Annotated in this window: 17 protein-coding genes and 3 pseudogenes; 10 read left to right on the forward strand and 10 right to left on the reverse strand. The window is 46.7% G+C overall.

The genetic code is table 11. The features are described from left to right. Nucleotides 1-477: 477 nt before the first annotated feature. Complete coding sequence (locus tag DSM107010_RS31740) at nucleotides 478-1,164, reverse strand: hypothetical protein (protein ID WP_106169029.1); 687 nt, start codon at nucleotides 1,162-1,164, stop codon at nucleotides 478-480. A 395-nt stretch (nucleotides 1,165-1,559) separates the two neighbouring features. On the opposite strand from DSM107010_RS31740, the gene DSM107010_RS31745 reads away from it, so the two are divergent. The 3 genes from DSM107010_RS31745 (at nucleotide 1,560) to DSM107010_RS31755 (ending at nucleotide 2,820) form a co-directional block, all read left to right on the forward strand. Further along, nucleotides 1,560-1,949 carry a helix-turn-helix domain-containing protein gene (locus DSM107010_RS31745; RefSeq protein WP_258183970.1) on the forward strand — a complete coding sequence of 130 codons (390 nt, stop codon included), beginning with the start codon at nucleotides 1,560-1,562 and terminating at the stop codon, nucleotides 1,947-1,949. Between the two features lie 394 nt (nucleotides 1,950-2,343). Further along, on the forward strand, nucleotides 2,344-2,559 hold the full coding sequence (locus tag DSM107010_RS31750; protein WP_106169030.1) for a DUF2281 domain-containing protein: 216 nt from the start codon (nucleotides 2,344-2,346) through the stop codon (nucleotides 2,557-2,559). Between the two features lie 3 nt (nucleotides 2,560-2,562). Further along, entirely contained in the window at nucleotides 2,563-2,820 is a 258-nt protein-coding gene (locus tag DSM107010_RS31755) for a type II toxin-antitoxin system RelE family toxin (RefSeq protein WP_106169031.1), read from the forward strand. 79 nt (nucleotides 2,821-2,899) lie between these two features. Here the strand turns inward: DSM107010_RS31755 and DSM107010_RS31760 are convergent, their stop codons facing one another. Further along, nucleotides 2,900-3,142 (reverse strand): hypothetical protein, encoded by a 243-nt coding sequence (locus DSM107010_RS31760; RefSeq protein WP_127024852.1) that lies wholly within the window; start codon nucleotides 3,140-3,142, stop codon nucleotides 2,900-2,902. Between the two features lie 150 nt (nucleotides 3,143-3,292). Between DSM107010_RS31760 and DSM107010_RS31765 the strand changes: the two genes are divergently transcribed. From DSM107010_RS31765 to DSM107010_RS31785, 5 genes are all read left to right on the forward strand, one after another. Then, nucleotides 3,293-3,574 (forward strand): hypothetical protein, encoded by a 282-nt coding sequence (locus DSM107010_RS31765; RefSeq protein WP_127024855.1) that lies wholly within the window; start codon nucleotides 3,293-3,295, stop codon nucleotides 3,572-3,574. A 62-nt stretch (nucleotides 3,575-3,636) separates the two neighbouring features. Next, nucleotides 3,637-4,317 carry a hypothetical protein gene (locus tag DSM107010_RS31770; RefSeq protein WP_106169034.1) on the forward strand — a complete coding sequence of 227 codons (681 nt, stop codon included), beginning with the start codon at nucleotides 3,637-3,639 and terminating at the stop codon, nucleotides 4,315-4,317. Further along, a complete protein-coding gene (locus tag DSM107010_RS31775) occupies nucleotides 4,317-5,630 on the forward strand; it encodes a hypothetical protein (RefSeq protein ID WP_127024858.1) in 1,314 nt (437 codons plus the stop codon). The genes DSM107010_RS31770 and DSM107010_RS31775 overlap by 1 nt, the downstream gene beginning before the upstream one ends. Beyond that, complete coding sequence (locus DSM107010_RS31780; protein ID WP_241994423.1) at nucleotides 5,617-6,738, forward strand: hypothetical protein; 1,122 nt, start codon at nucleotides 5,617-5,619, stop codon at nucleotides 6,736-6,738. The genes DSM107010_RS31775 and DSM107010_RS31780 overlap by 14 nt, the downstream gene beginning before the upstream one ends. A gap of 145 nt (nucleotides 6,739-6,883) precedes the next feature. Continuing rightward, a complete protein-coding gene (locus DSM107010_RS31785) occupies nucleotides 6,884-7,192 on the forward strand; it encodes a hypothetical protein (RefSeq protein ID WP_106169036.1) in 309 nt (102 codons plus the stop codon). A gap of 55 nt (nucleotides 7,193-7,247) precedes the next feature. On the opposite strand, the gene DSM107010_RS31790 is transcribed toward DSM107010_RS31785, so the two are convergent. The 6 genes and pseudogenes from DSM107010_RS31790 to DSM107010_RS31815 form a co-directional block, all read right to left on the reverse strand. Then, nucleotides 7,248-7,442 (reverse strand): hypothetical protein, encoded by a 195-nt coding sequence (locus DSM107010_RS31790; protein WP_039711801.1) that lies wholly within the window; start codon nucleotides 7,440-7,442, stop codon nucleotides 7,248-7,250. Beyond that, nucleotides 7,435-7,620, reverse strand: a complete 186-nt coding sequence (locus DSM107010_RS31795; RefSeq protein WP_106168881.1) for a hypothetical protein — start codon at nucleotides 7,618-7,620, stop codon at nucleotides 7,435-7,437. Before DSM107010_RS31795 ends, DSM107010_RS31790 begins: the two co-directional genes overlap by 8 nt. 150 nt (nucleotides 7,621-7,770) lie before the next feature. Continuing rightward, the gene (locus DSM107010_RS31800; RefSeq protein ID WP_158631918.1) at nucleotides 7,771-8,082 is read right to left on the reverse strand and encodes an HU family DNA-binding protein; all 312 of its coding nucleotides are present in this window, start codon (nucleotides 8,080-8,082) and stop codon (nucleotides 7,771-7,773) included. 176 nt (nucleotides 8,083-8,258) lie between these two features. Next, nucleotides 8,259-8,489, reverse strand: coding sequence for a hypothetical protein (locus DSM107010_RS31805; protein WP_106168882.1), 231 nt, complete (start codon nucleotides 8,487-8,489; stop codon nucleotides 8,259-8,261). 82 nt (nucleotides 8,490-8,571) lie between these two features. After that, nucleotides 8,572-12,780 carry a DEAD/DEAH box helicase gene (locus tag DSM107010_RS31810; RefSeq protein ID WP_106168884.1) on the reverse strand — a complete coding sequence of 1,403 codons (4,209 nt, stop codon included), beginning with the start codon at nucleotides 12,778-12,780 and terminating at the stop codon, nucleotides 8,572-8,574. A 318-nt stretch (nucleotides 12,781-13,098) separates the two neighbouring features. Continuing rightward, nucleotides 13,099-13,197: pseudogene (locus tag DSM107010_RS31815) on the reverse strand (IS1/IS1595 family N-terminal zinc-binding domain-containing protein); the annotation flags it as partial. 79 nt (nucleotides 13,198-13,276) lie between these two features. Here DSM107010_RS31815 and DSM107010_RS38940 point away from each other — a divergent pair. After that, entirely contained in the window at nucleotides 13,277-13,414 is a 138-nt protein-coding gene (locus DSM107010_RS38940) for a hypothetical protein (RefSeq protein WP_158631916.1), read from the forward strand. 12 nt (nucleotides 13,415-13,426) lie between these two features. Here DSM107010_RS38940 and DSM107010_RS31820 read toward each other — a convergent pair whose 3' ends face one another. Further along, nucleotides 13,427-13,969: a DUF2808 domain-containing protein gene (locus tag DSM107010_RS31820; RefSeq protein WP_199755885.1), complete on the reverse strand. Its 543-nt coding sequence runs from the start codon at nucleotides 13,967-13,969 to the stop codon at nucleotides 13,427-13,429. 63 nt (nucleotides 13,970-14,032) lie between these two features. Continuing rightward, nucleotides 14,033-14,522: pseudogene (locus tag DSM107010_RS31825) on the reverse strand (GFA family protein). A gap of 295 nt (nucleotides 14,523-14,817) precedes the next feature. On the opposite strand from DSM107010_RS31825, the pseudogene DSM107010_RS42750 reads away from it, so the two are divergent. Next, nucleotides 14,818-15,028, forward strand: a pseudogene (locus DSM107010_RS42750) (glutathione S-transferase family protein); the annotation flags it as partial.

Below are 15,028 nucleotides of genomic sequence, written 5' to 3' on the forward strand. Positions count from 1 at the left end.
TAAATCTCAGCATTGACCAAAAAGTGGTCACTTCAACAGGATTGACCGCTTTTTTCTTGATTTAGTCTAAACTCCAGTTGGGAGAATCGTTGCCACTGCTGATAGGTGCGGCGCAGGACTCGACGCTGTTTCACTTGAGTTTTGCTCCTGAAGAATAGTCGGTCTAGATATAGGGCAAACGCATCTTATCAATAAGGCAGAAAATTTCCCGATTTATTGAAAATGATTGCAATAAACTCAGGCTTATTGAGAAGAGAATGGGTTGAGAGCGTTTGCAATAATTTCTACATTATTGAGAAAAACTAGTTCAGGCATAGGGTAGGGTGAAGTTGAAAATGCAACGAATATTCTCTGATAAATTTAGATGCGTTTGCCCTGGGTCTAGATAGCTCGTGGGGGACGAAAAAACCTCGCTGCTTGTTGCCAATCGGTACTACTAGCTAATTGAGTTCTAGGCGGCGAACGGAATGTTTTCATTTAAGCTGCAAACGCACTCATCACCAATTCCCGATGCTGTCGTCGTAGCTCTTCTGCTGCGATGTATTTCTGTGCTATTCGTTCGCCTTCGGAGGCACTTGTGGCTTTCTCCCGCAGACAGCGCTCTCCTATCCAAATTTGATACAAGTCCCATTTGGGGTCGTAGACTACCTGCCACTCGACTGCCTTGGGGTCTGGAACTGGTGGCTGAGAAGATGCTTGAATGCTGCTATAGCCATCCAGATAACCTTGAGAATAGGGACAGCTCGCTTGTTTGCACATTGGCGGCATCCGAGCAGCAGCATCGTATTTGCCGTGGGTGCTGCCACTTTCATATTCGGCAATTGCCTCCCAGTCGGGTTGGGATTGGTGGGCTGGGCGATCGCCCTTTAATTCTATTGGCTGTTGTGGTTCTATGTTTTCTGATGGGGCTGACTTGAGCTGTTGCTGCTCTACTGTAGCTTGAGGCGCTACAATCCACTCCTCAGAATAAGAAGCGGATACGGGTTTAACCAGCAGCCGTACTCGTCCGTCTGCTAAAACTTCTCTCTCTACTACCTGCATAACTGGCATGAAGGGAGCGCGAATTTCGTCTCCGACTTGGGCAGCGGCGGTTGGCTCGTCCCAGACTTGAGGAGTCTGGACTTGAGCTTGAGGTGCAGAACTGGCAATTATCTGTATTGTCATAGTTACAATGTCTTTGGTATTACGAAGAGTTGCCCCAACCAGTTAACGCTGAGTTAGGGCTTTTTTTGGCACTCGTCTTAGTCGTTCGGTCAAATCCTCCGTCCTGGCTCTTCGTTCTGCGGTTTGCACCTGCCACGCTAGTTGCGGAATGCGGAGGGGGTTATTGCTTTGTCAAAGTTCTACTGTTTTTGGAATCACTTTGAGACTTTTTTTCCGTTTCGGGTGGGGGGTTGTCTCCTTTCCCTTTGCCTCATACTCTAAATATACAGCCTAGACTTGTATCTGTCAACATTTTAGACTTGTATACTTACAGCTTTAATGTTATTAATATAACTGTGAGGTTTATAAGTTGTGTTAAACTCTAAAGCAGCAGTACATTTGAGGTGTTGAGTTTTATGGGTCAGACTTTGATTAAGTGGCGGCTACGGGAGGTCATGGCAAGATATCACATTAAAGCTATTGACCTAGCTAAGGAGATGGGAGTTAGTGCCAACGCAGTTTCCAACTTGCGAAAGAGTGACACTATGCCACGGCTTGATGGCGATTCTTTGAATAATTTATGTAATGCCTTGAACAAATTAGCTCTAAACCTAGATGAGCAAATTACTCCCATTAGTCTTATTGACTATACTCGTGACTATGAACCAGACGATGAACCCCAATCATCAACCACATCCGCACCATCACAATCTAAGCATTCTAACCAGCTCACTCAGTCTAGGAAAAATAATCCACATGCTTCTTTATTAAGAATAATTCCTGAAGAAGTACTAGAGTTGGCATAACTTGTTTAGTGTGCTTATCCCTCATCTGCCACTCTGGGTAAGCAAAAAACTAACTGCGAATTGAAAAGGCTTGTGATCTATGGCTTTCACGCTTGATTTCTTAATACCTGACTTCATTTGGAGCAATTTTGCCAAAATCCTTATCTATAACAGATTCTAAATTTTATTCCCGAAAGTGGCAAATAAGGGTTATGCACTTCCTTTTCCAGTGGTCTAGTTTACTTAAAGAATGGAGTAGCGCTGTCACTTGAAAATCAAGAAAAAAGATTGCCAAAATCTTTGTAGTTAATCAGCTTTATCACTTGTTTCACGCCAACTTACACTTAATACACTAATCGAGTACAGGGAGAAGCTGATTAACTACAGAATTCGCTAAATTACTAAGTTTTTAACTATGAACACTAAAGAATTACTACTGCAAGAAATTGAGCAAGTTCCAGAAGCCATACTAGACGAGGTACTTGATTTCCTCCGGTTTTTGAAGACCAAAAACGAACGGGAAAAACTAGAGATGCAAACTGATCTAGAAGATGCCCGCGCTGCCTTGAAGGAAGCACGAGAGCAAGGCACTACATCTTTAGCAGATCTCAAGCAGGAGTTGGGTTTGTGAAATATGACATACTCTGTTGAAATCGCTCCTGCTGCTAAACGTCAAATAAAGAAGTTAAGCAAAAACATTCAACAATTGATAGTTGAACGCCTTGAACAGCTAGCAGAAATCCCCCGTCCACCTGGTGTTCTCAAGATGGAGGGTGAGGAAAGTTTATATCGCATTCGAGTAGGCGATTACCGAATTATCTACGAAATTCAAGACAGAGTGCTGCTGATTGTGATAGTTAAGGTTGGGCATCGCAGCAGTGTCTATCGCTAAACCCGAGTCAAGCATTACGAGAATGAACTACGCGCTACCGAGTGCCGTAGGCGGGTAGCGCGTAGTTCATGAGATAGAGTCAAACAGTTTGTAGCCCTGAATTAAACGCCACAACTATTTCTGATACACCACTACGAATAACGCGCTCTAAAACCTCCGAGCGGCTGATTCCTAACTGCTGCGCTACTTTGTCCAGTTCCTCCGACGCTCCTTCTGTCAGCATAAACTGAAACTGTCTCTTCTTTTCTCCATGTATTTTGGGATATGCCTTCTTCATCCGAGCCATAGCAACCACAGCAAACATATCAATATGTTTATACAACTTCAGATTAGCACAAAAAAGGTAGTCAAGTCATTGACTTTACCAATATATTGATATTAAAATGTATTCATCAAGAGCAGTTGACTAAAGATTTCTCAGGTCATGAGTCAACTGCTCGCCCCATCTACGTAAGAAAGGACAAGAATAATCATGACACGAAATACAGTGCGCGATCGCCTTCTTCCGTTAGTTACTTCTCCCGAAGTAGTAGAGAAGAAATTAGTCGGACACAGATACTTTGTCGAGTTAGCAACTAAGAAATACGAACTCCAAGACGCTCGTTCTATTCCGGTAAATACCCAAATCATCAATGTTGTAGTTGTTCAGCCTTCGATTGAAACCATAGAACAGTTGTTAGCTTCTTGTGGCTGGTTGAGAGATTGGCAAATTATCTCCTATTCAAAAGCAGATAAATTAGAAGCGCCATTTTAGTTCATTTGTTCTGTTGCGGACGAGGATTTACCTTTGTCCGCTTCTAGTTATAGGAGAAACTCATGTCAAACATATTACCAATCGAGCCAGCCAATCCCAGCAGCGTCGAAGAAGTCTTAGCCAAGACGGTAGTAGAAGGGGATTTGTCGAAACTATCGCCAAAAGAGCGAGTGATGTACTACAACGCCGTCTGCAACTCTTTGGGATTGAACCCGCTGACCAAACCATTCGAGTTAATTCGGCTAAATGGAAAGTTGACGTTGTATGCCAGGAAAGATTGTACCGACCAGTTAAGAAAACTACATCACATCAGCATTGATTCCCCACAAACACAGGTGCTGGACGGACAGGTATTTGTGGTGACAGTGACGGCACGGACTCCTGATGGGAGAACTGACACGGACGTTGGTGTTGTCAGTATTAAGGGCGTGACTGGTGAGGCTCTGTGTAACTTGATTAAGTCAAAGCGACGGGTAACGCTATCGATTTGCGGCATGGGTTTTCTGGATGAAACGGAAACTCCTACGATTCCAGATGCCGTGACTCAATCTACGTTCTTTGACCAAGAGGTGTGGCGTAGTTGGAAAACTCCTATGGATGCGATTGAATGGGCGCACGAACAACTACCGCACTTGAGTGAAACAGAGTTGTGGCAGGAGTTTAACAACCTAAGCGCAGTCAATGGTAAGAAAATACCTGCTTGGGTGGAGAAAGTCAATTCTTTGATGCTGGAGTCGCGGTGATGACCTCTAGATTATTGGCGGCGCAATCCGTACCGATTCCGACTGGGCTTGCAGTCTGGATCGCTCAAACATTCGCTCGAAGCGAAAAACGTCGAGACAAGGGGTATGCAGGGAACTGTGCGGCGTTTGTCCAGCAGATCCATTTCTACATCACGCTTGAGTTTGGCTCAATTCCCAGCCAGGTTAAACAAATGTGTGAGGACGGTAGGCGCTGGATCTACAAGTCGTACGAGTCTTGGCGCACAGAAGTATTTCCGTGGCTCTCGGATTACGCTTTTCGCAAAGTGCGAAGTCTCCTTGTCGGGTTGGGGTTGATTGAAGTCAAGCAGTTGGGTTTGAGACAACAAGGACGCGATCGCACTTGTTGGTACACGGTGAACTACGAGCATCCCTTCCTACAACAATTGCTTTCAACCGATGCCCAACGAGATAATTCCACCGATGCAGACGGATCTAATTCAACGGATGCAACTGTATCCAGTTCAACAACTCCATCGGTTGACTGTCAACGAATACCAATAACAACTAGCAATACTACTGGCAATACTCTTTCTCAAGAGGCGAACCAAAAAGAAAAAAAAGTAGAGCCGGAACCAGAAATAACCGCAGGCTCGTCGGTCGATAGTACGGCTAAATCCGATTTTCCGCGTCCCAAACCCAAGATCTCGCTTTGTGACAAATCTTCCGCGCCCCTTGTCGAGGCGTGGGAAGTCGCACCGCAACAACCCTATCCCTACTTCTTGCAATGGCGAGCGCTGCACTACAAGAACCAAGGCGGTCACTGGGCTAACTCTCCCCAATCCAATGCCTATGCTGAGTTCTACAAAAACCGCTTCAAAACCCAGATTTTGTGGCAGGAGTTTTTACAGTTTTACAACCTGGCGCTAGATAATGCCCTGGCGTTGCAGGCGGCGGGGATAGAAGTCAGGTTGCCGTCTTGTTTAAGCGAAGTCGAGAGCGCGAACGAACAACAGATAGCTCAAAAAGCGAGAACTTTGTCGAGCAATCCCACTCAACCAAAAGCCCAAATCGCACCAGACCCCAATTTTAGCGCTCGTCTGGGTGCTTTAGTTCGGCAACGAACTTTACTTCAGCCTCAACCAGAATTGTCCAAACCAAATGACTCGTTGCAGCAGTATTTGTCATGGCTGCACGGTGATGAGCCTGTTTTGGTGGAGGAAGCAAGGAAAAAACTGACGCGCTTGGTGATGGAGCGCTCTGACTTACTGGCGGTGTGGGACGAGCAAGGACGCTTGATTAACGTGGAATTCTCAAAACTAATATCAAATAGCGCTAGTTATGAGCCGAAATAAATTAAGTCAAAATGCTGTGGATACTACCACAAAAACAGTCGAGGATCTCAAAGCGGGCGATCGCATTCAATCGAATCATCCCTACTTTGCTGGAACGGGGATGGTTGACTCGCTGCCATCGACGGATGGTGCAGTCGTGCAATTAGCATCGGGTGAACGGCAATATATTCCGCTCAAGTACCTGCGTTTGTCTGTTGACGCAACAGAGAATCCTAGCGAGCCAGCAGTCGGGTCATCTTTAGAGCGGCTGGAGACGATCTCGCTTGAGGCAATTTCTCCTGAGACGATCGCTTCTGATGTTGTCGAACCGCTGACTCCTGACGAGGAGCGGGAACGTCACCGACTGGAGTTGCGTGTAGAAAGAGCATTTTTTGAAGCGGGAAAAGCTTTGACCCAACTGCGCGACCAAAAACTTTACCGTTCGACTCACAAAACTTTTGAAGCATATTGTCAAGCGCGATTTGGTTTTAGTCGCCGTCACCCCTATCGGCTAATTGAGGCTGCGAGTGTTTTCGAGAATTTGTGTCCCATTGGGACACAAAACGATCTGCCAACTAACGAAAGGCAAATTCTCCCAACTTCAGAGCGGCAAGTTCGCGATTTAGTTAGTTTAGAGCCTCAGCAGCAGCGAGAAATTTGGCACAGAGCCGTCTGTGTTGCTGGTGGTAAAGTTCCTAGCAGTCAGATCGTCAAAAGCATTGTCGAGCGACTGAAGGAAAAACCATCGTGCTATGCTACTGACTTTTGTAACGTTGGCGATGTATTCACCCTGACTCGGTTAGAGGGCGTGGAGCGCAAATACAATTGCTATCCTTGTGTTGCAACTAAGCTCAAAGACTTTACCATTGAGGTTGAAGTTTTTGATGGGACTCTAGCGGTGAAACCAGAAAACCTCCGACCAATCGATGACCCTGATGTTTGCCGTCAACTACCCGCGATTCTGGAACGAATTAGGCAGTTGCGGGATGTTGGACTGCTAGACCGAGGCGCAGAAGCAGTATTGCAGCATTTAGGACGACAGACATACCTCACCGATTTGGAAGTGGAGCTACTGACTTTTTTGGAGCAACGTTATGGAGTCTGCGCTCCAACAGTAGATGCTAGCTAATCCAGCTCTCCATTTTTCTGCACTCAACTATGGCGATCGCCCTTACACATATTGGAACTGCGTGTTGTAGAGCGAGAGTGAATGCGAGAAAAATGTTACGAGCATAAAATAATAGCAATCACAATTGTTCAAAGGAAGAAGTAACATGACTCAAGCTAGATCGGAAATCACGTTGAAATTCAACGAATTGCCATCTGCTACTCTAGGAGCAAACAAAAAAGTCGAAATTACGCTTACTGACCAGAATGAAGTTGTCTTTACGGCTTTGGTGAATGCAAAAAGTTGGCGAAAAGCCGAAGCTGATGCCGCAAATTTTAGCGATTGGGGTGGAGCTGTTAGTGGGAAGTTGGGACAGCGTACAGCAGATGGGTTTGAAGTCGTCGAAGCAGGGGTGAGGATTTTTGAGAAAAAATCTAAGGAATCAGTAGCGGAAGCTGTTACTACTGGCGCATGACTCACAGCGAACCGATCGCACCTCCACTTTTCATCGAGCAATGTCCGAGTGGTTGTTAGAGTGAGATTCCTTTACGTTGGAGAACAGTTCGCAGTGCTTGCTCGTGAACTGAGTCTGGGGAATCGGACTCGACTACAACTGCATCCGGGTTATTCAAGGTTCTAGAGACTTGCTCGGCTAGCAGTTCTCGATCCAAAGCCTCTAGCTCTTGTGGAGTTAGATATGAAAGCTCGCGCTCGATTTTACTCATAGAAGACTCGTCCATCATCCGTAATTGTAATCGCTAGTTCGGGCTGTTTGCCACGACCGACTAAAAGCCGAATCGCTCCCGTTCCCAATTCCACCCGCCGATCGAGAATATTTAACCCAAATCGATTTAGTAAAGTAGTAACTGATAGTAACGAGCGATCTTGGGGAGTTAAATCCATTCTATAAGTTCCAGTGGCAGCTGTGGATAACTAAGCGCAGCGGTAGACAGTGAAAGACTGCTTCCATCATGGCTAGAACTAGGGGTGAAGTTGACGAATCGAGTGTGATTACTTCGGAAGCGATCGCTATTTTGACATGAGCGGTGAAAGTTAACTGTTGGGAGCGACTCGATCTTTAAACAACTTGCCAACAGAGAAAGCAGGAACGCGAGTCGCTCCAATGGTCATCTTCTCACCTGTTTTGGGATTGCGTCCTTCCCTGGCTTGACGTTGACGTGGCTCAAACGAACCAAAACCGACTAAAGAAACTTTATCGCCGCTTGAGACGACTTCCACAATTGTCTCTGTAATCGCCTTGAGAATCGTATCGGCTTCTTTTTTGGTTACGTTAGTTTTAGATGCAATTACGCCAACAAGTTCCGCTTTATTCATAGTAATTGTAACTCGACACACCGCCGCCATTGTAGTGTAGAAAAAAGGCAATGACAATTGCAATACCATAAATTTCATAGATAAAAGTGAAAAACCTCTAAGTTTCGCTTGATTAACTAACATTTGAATGTAGAGTTTTGCGGGGGAATACGAGAGGGGCGATCGCAACGCAGGAAGACAATGACCGAACGATCGCCTACCGCAGGTCAGTACAGATTGGCTCGCGCCCAGTGTTGCGATAGGAGATAGAGTACTGCTAGTAAATTCTCAACCCAACAAGCGATCTCCTCTGGGTGGATAGTGGTAGCTGCAGCAGCTTGCCGAAACAAAGAAGCGATCGTGGCGAGGGTAAAACTATCAACTCGGAACCAATACTTCTTGGTTAGAATTCGATCCCTCCAACCTCCCTTAAACAGGGAGGCTAAAGACAGCTTCATTTCCCCCTTTTGAAGGGGGATTAAGGGGGATCTTCCAAAGGCTGTGCAATCATAACCGAGAAGTATTGAACTCGGAACGGGTTTATGTTTCTGCCTGAATCAACCGCAGCAAATCGTCGGTCGAGATCTTGCTACTCATCTGCGTACCTTCAAGCAGACTATCAGCCAAATCTCGCTTGCGGTGATGCAAATCCACAATTTTTTCTTCAATAGTATCCTTCGTGACGAGGCGATAGATGGTGACTGGGCGTTGCTGTCCGATGCGATGGGCGCGATCTGAAGCTTGGTCTTCGACCGCTGGATTCCACCAAGGGTCCATGTGGATGACATAATCGGCAGCAGTGAGGTTCAGCCCCGTACCGCCTGCCTTAAGACTAATCAAAAATACATCTCCTGCCCCAGATTGGAAGGCATCTACCCGTTTTTTCCGGTCTGCTGCGGCAGTGCTGCCATCTAAATATTGGTAAGGGATCTTTTGCGCCTCCAAGTAGTCTCGGATAATGTGTAAATGATCGACAAATTGGCTAAACACCAAAGCTTTATGCTGATTGTCTAGTAATTCTCCTAATACCTCACCAAAAAGTTGTAGTTTGGCGCTCTCGAGCGCAGGATCGGGCATGACCAGACGAGCATTGCAACAGGCACGACGCAGTTTCATAATCTCTGCCAAAACTTGCAAGTGTTTCTGTCCGGCAGCTGCTTCGCTTTCGGATAGTTTGGCGATCGCCTCGCGACGCAGTGCTTCATAAAGCGCCATTTCCTCTCGGCTGAGTTCTACATGCAGCACGATCTCGGTACGAGATGGCAATTCTTCCAACACCTGATTTTTACTACGCCGCAGCAAAAACGGCTGAATCAGTTTTTTTAAGCGATAGCGTGCCTGTTTATCGCCATATCGCTCAATTGGGATGGCAAAGCGTTGGTTGAAGCTTTCTAGCGAGCCGAGCAGCCCAGGATTGACAAAGCGGAATAAATTCCACAGTTCGCCCAAGTGATTCTCAATTGGAGTGCCAGTGGTGATGAGTTTGAACCCGCCTTGCAGGTTCATTGCTGCCTGCGATCGCTTCGTAGCGAAGTTTTTGATGAACTGCGCCTCGTCCAGCACGATAGTTTGCCACTGCACCTTTGCCAGCATTTGGGCTACTTCTTCCTGCTGCAGGAGACCGTAACTGCAAATCAGCAGATCGAATGGTTGTAGATTATCCAGCGCCTTCTGGCGGTCGCCGTTGCCAAATTGGATTGGATTCAGGGTAGGAGCAAACCGCTGTGCTTCACTTAACCAGTTCATACACACTGAAGTTGGTGCGACAATCAAAGTTGAACCTGCGGGTGCGCGAGTCAGGATGACTGCTAGGGCTTGTAATGTCTTACCGAGTCCCATATCGTCTGCTAGACAAGCACCCACGCCCCAATGGGCAAGACGCGCCAGCCAGCGGAAGCCGTCGATTTGGTAGTCGCGCAACTCTGCTTGCAGCGTAGAGGGCAGCTTTGGTTCTAGGTGCTGGATTTCCTTGAGCCGCTGGATATGCTCTTTCCAGTGTTTGTCAGCTTTGAGATCCCCGACTTCTTCCACCCAGTCTTCTAATGCCAATGCTGCCAATGGGTGAACGCGCAGACCCTTACCCTGTTTTTCCGAAAATGCCCGCAGTTCGTCGAGGCGTTGGCGAAACTCTTGGGTCAATGCCAAGAATTGCCCGTCACCGAGGGGAATGAAGCGGCTAGGGTTCTGTGCCACCAGCTCTAGCAGTTGTTGCATATCCAGGACGAGGCGATCGTCCAGTTTCAATTCACCACTGGTCGCGAACCAGTCGTTCTGGCGCCCAATCTTCAGCTGGAAATCTTTGAGGCTAGCTTGATAGCTGATCCGCAGTTTTTCCCCTTCGAGCCATTCCACGACAACTGTATCCCCTAGAGCTTGTAACTCTAGCAGCAGTTCTAGACAGTCTTCTGGGTCTTCTAGCAGCCATTCGCCGTCCGCTTGCGATTGGCGGGACAGGGAGGGGCAAGCGGCGATCGCTGCCTGAGCGAGTTTCTTCTCTTCGCGCAGATTGCGGCTGGTTTGCAGGCGCTTGCCATCGATCTCTGCGATCGCGGTTTCGCCACCCGTTCCAGGGCGGTAATACGGACCCCCTCGATCGAAGGGACGAGACAGTAAAGCAACTTTTAGCCCAGAACCAGCAGGCAACAGGTGAACGTGGGGTTTTGTTTGGGCTGGGACTTCTTCTACGTTTGCCACACCACCGATATCGGAGTGAACCGTAACGATTCTAGAAATAGCATTCACTGCTGCCAATACCCGCTCTTTAGCTAAGGCGGGGACTTCTAACCGATTTTGCTTACCCAAAATTTCCGCGATGCGTCGATGCTCGGCGCTGACCTCAACGACTTTGAGCCGAGTCGGAGTTTCCTTAGCAATGATGATGTTTTTGTTTTCTTTGAGTTCGGGGGAAAATCGCAAGGTTAACCGCTCGCCCTTGCCTTTTTTGACTAGTAGTTCTGGTTCCCCTTTGACAATTTCGACGCGAGCGGTCGGGGCATCTGCCCAAAATACGAAAGGATGTCCGATCAAAGCCGCAATTGCCCGTTCGCCAAACCTGTACTGAGTCTGCCCGTAATATCCATAGGAGTAATCGGTTTCAAGCTGGGCGCAGACCCGCAAATCTTGCGGTGTGAGGTAGTCCAATTCACCCGCCTTTTTCAACCGCTTGAGCGCGATCGGTCGCCCTTTGCTCCAATCTCCTCTAGCATTAATTTTTTGTTCGCGCGGTTCTATCAGATAAGTATTGCCGGAATAAACTGTAATAAACCAGGCTAAGCGTTGTTGCGTCTCAGACTTTATAGTTGTTGGCGATTCATCCCGATGTAAATTCGCCAGCGCGTTCAAGCAGAGTTCCCAGGGTTCCTGCGGCTGGATTAAATCCACCAGAGTCAGGACACCGCTATTTTGGCGTAATGTTGCTGCCTGTTTGCCGTAGGAACTACGCGATCTAAATCGCGATAGCAGTTCGGCTGTTTCCATTGCTAGCCAGTCATAGCCAGCAGTTGCAGCGTTTTGGTAGAACGACTCTAGCATTTTGGGCAAACGCGATTTTGCCACGTCAACATCTACCCAGTAAAGGCAAAGAGCATGTAAGAGCGTTGCTAAACTGCAATCTCCTGCCTGGGGATACGTATTGACTACCGACTCCTTTTGGGCGAGATCTCCCTGTTGAAGTTGCACCACTTTTTCCAAAATGCCATAAATCGAACTGAGCCAATGTTTAGACTGTCGTGCCAAACTGGCGTAGTTAGCGGCTTCGCTCAGGCGATTTGGAGAACCATCCTTAAGTAAAGCTAGGACAAAAAACAATCCACTGATGGATTGGAAGTAAACTTTACGTTTACCCGCACCTGTTTTTAGAGCTTGCAAGGCAATGGTGTACTGCGCGATCGCTTTCTGATTATCGCCGCGCAGAAAATTCAACCATCCCCACAAAGCAGAGGTGTTATTGCCATATGAGTCAGGGATGGATTCAATGACTCTTTGAGCCAAGTGCAATCTACCTCGTAAAATCAATTGCTCTATTAACAAAACATATTGCAAGAGCGAACCCTGTTTTCCTTGTCTGCTGCAGTCTTGCTCAAGCAGGGCAAATGCCTCATCAGCAGCGGTTAGGTGCAGCATCGAACGATTGAGGATACTAGCTAGCGCGCTCTCATACAATTCTTGGGGCAGAGTGCGAAACCAGTTGGCATCGAACGGGTTATTGCACACCTGCTGATAGATCTCGTCGATTGCGATCTTGTTTTTGGGATAACTGTTCTTATAGTAGGCTTCAAGCTGTTGGTTGATGAATTTAATGTCTTGACGATAGATGCCGATGCGAACTTCGCGAATCAGTTGACGGTCATTACTGAAATAATGCGGTCCATCTTTCCAACGAGTGGGTAAGGGCAGTCTCTCCTGCACCACTTTAGCTAGCGTTTCAAACCGTTCTGCTTGTATTGCATCGCGCGTAGCAATTTCCACTAGTAGGGGATGGCACTGCGGTCCTTGTCCGCTTTGTTGAACCAGTAAGTTTGCGTCCAACAATCGGTCGATATAAGGTTTTAAGCTGGGATTTGTGAAGTGTTTACTGTTTTTATTTCCAACTTGCGTCTGATTCCAACAAAGTGCAAGCGATGCTCTACTGACTGGCTCGTAGATCGCCGAAAACAACTGGACAATCTGTTTTTCCAGTTGTGGCAACTGACGATAGTACTCGACGAGTTGCATGCGAAGCTTGACCGCATCAGTAGAGGAATCGTTCATCATAAATGTTTCAGCATTTACTATAGTGATTCTACAAGCGAAGTATCGGGACTTGAAACTTATTTTTGCGTGGTTAATAGTTGTGTTGTAAAAATCAATACCAAAAGTCCAAGCAAAAATCATAGGAGCAGTCTTCATTTAGCTCTGCAACTGAATTGCTCTTGACCAATTTGTCTCAAGTCTTCTAGAAAAGTCACAAATTGCTGAAGGGGCGACATAAAATCTAGGATGCAGATAGAATAAGCTCCATAGCTCTGATCCCTGTTTTGTCACCTTGGGAGAAGCAATCGCCCAAAGGCTTTTGCTGCAACACTATTTAAATGTTTGTTTGCAGCTGGGGCAACGGTATCGTTGACTGCCTTTACTTGTCTTACCGCGTTTATGCGATGACGGATGATTACACAAAGGACACTGCATAGACTTTTTCAAAATATTCTAATACGTTCTGCTTCCACAAACCCACGCTTGCCTGACGCACAATCGAGTATATCAAGGCATGAGTACGCGAGAAGCTTATATTCCCTATGCAATTCTACGTCGCAGGGCTGGAGACATTGAGGTAGAAATTGTCGGTCAAATGATACGTCCTCAATTAGATGGGATTAAGCCGGGGGAGTGGGACGAGGAGTGGTAGGGGTGCGATCGCTCAAAATGTACCGCCAGGACTAGTAAACTGAAACCTGCCCAATCCCAGATATTGACTGCGGACTTTCTCCCCTTGTGGGGACGCTGCGACTTTAAATAAGTAAACGCCACCGAAGGAAGGATTCTTTACCGAACGCAGTCGAATTGTCACTGTCTGTCCTGGTGGTACTGGTGGATTAAATTCAATCGAGATCGTTTTTTGTTGGCGATCGCTCTCCACTTCGCCCAAAGTTAGCTCTCGTTCGGTTTCCGTTTCTGCACGAATACGTTTTAGGTTAAATGCCAGGTTTTCTTTACCAAGCTGTTGAGTTAGTGTAATTCTTTGCAATGGTTCTCCCGCAGCTAGAGGTAAATGAATTGTGAAATAGTAGCTAGCCGATACCCCAGAACTGGTATCTGTGACTCTGGCTTTAACCAGTTGTGGGGGTTGTACGAATTGAATCGTGCCATCTCTTAACTTCACAGCTTGGACGCTTGGCGCTCTTAATACTCCCATGCTGGCAAGTAGAATAATCCCCAAGCCTAACTTTTGACTAGCTTTCATTGCATTGATAGATTAGCCATTTAACTCTACTGTAGTAGGCTACTCGGTTTTCAGCTTCCATCTCTAGTCGGTTAATTTTAGTCTTTCATGCCAAGCAGCAATAGATTCATCGGGATAACGTTGATGATAGCGATCGCCCCTAACTTCAGGAATCTCCACCCAACTTGCAGCAAAGTTAAGCATGATATGGGTATGTTCTGGTGGTTTGGGTAGGTCAGTATCAATTGCCAAGGCGAAAGGGTGCATTAGTTCTGGGTAACTGGGAGCGTATACCCACAAGCACGAGCCACAGTGACGACAGAAGCACCGCTCTCCTTCACTCTCAATTGGTTCTGGATCTTCAGGATTCTGAATTTTAGCGCGGTAAACGGTAATATTCTCTTCACCCTCCACCTTCAAAGTCGCGTTATCGCGACTCGTGGTTGATTGCATACCCACCTGCCCCCGCTGTCTTGCGGCAAATCGAGCAATAACAACGCATATAGGGATAGGGGTGGGGGCTATTGACGCTAAAGCGCACCGCCCCACAATGACAAGAACCTTTTAGCAGCATGACGCTGTCCTTGGCTAAGTTTGTCAACCCAGACTAGATTTTCTGGAATCTAGCGTGCGTGTCGTGGAGTTATAGATAACAATTCAATTCTAAACTTAAAACTTTATATGTTAGCTGGGGTGCAATTTGAAACTGCACCCTTTATTATTTGCGATTGCTCTAATACTCCAGATTGCTGCAAGCGCACTTAACAGTATCACTCAAAAAAAACGATAACTTAAAACTACTGTAATAGCACTTTTCTCGAATTACATAAAGCAGCAAAGAATTACACTAACACATTTAAAAGAGGGTTATGGCTGGAATAATGGTTGCAGGTAAATGGATAACCGATGAGAACGAGCAAAATCAAAGCGTTGAGTTCCATGAGATCCTAACAACGTTTCGCGATCGCGTGACTAGAGACGGAAAGAGCGGGTTTAAGGCAGAAGCTCTACGCTATCACCTCTACGTTTCTTTGGCGTGTCCGTGGGCGCACCGCACCTTGATCATGCGCGAACTCAAAG

Source organism: Chroococcidiopsis cubana SAG 39.79, from assembly GCF_003991895.1.
GTDB lineage: Bacteria > Cyanobacteriota > Cyanobacteriia > Cyanobacteriales > Chroococcidiopsidaceae > Chroococcidiopsis > Chroococcidiopsis thermalis.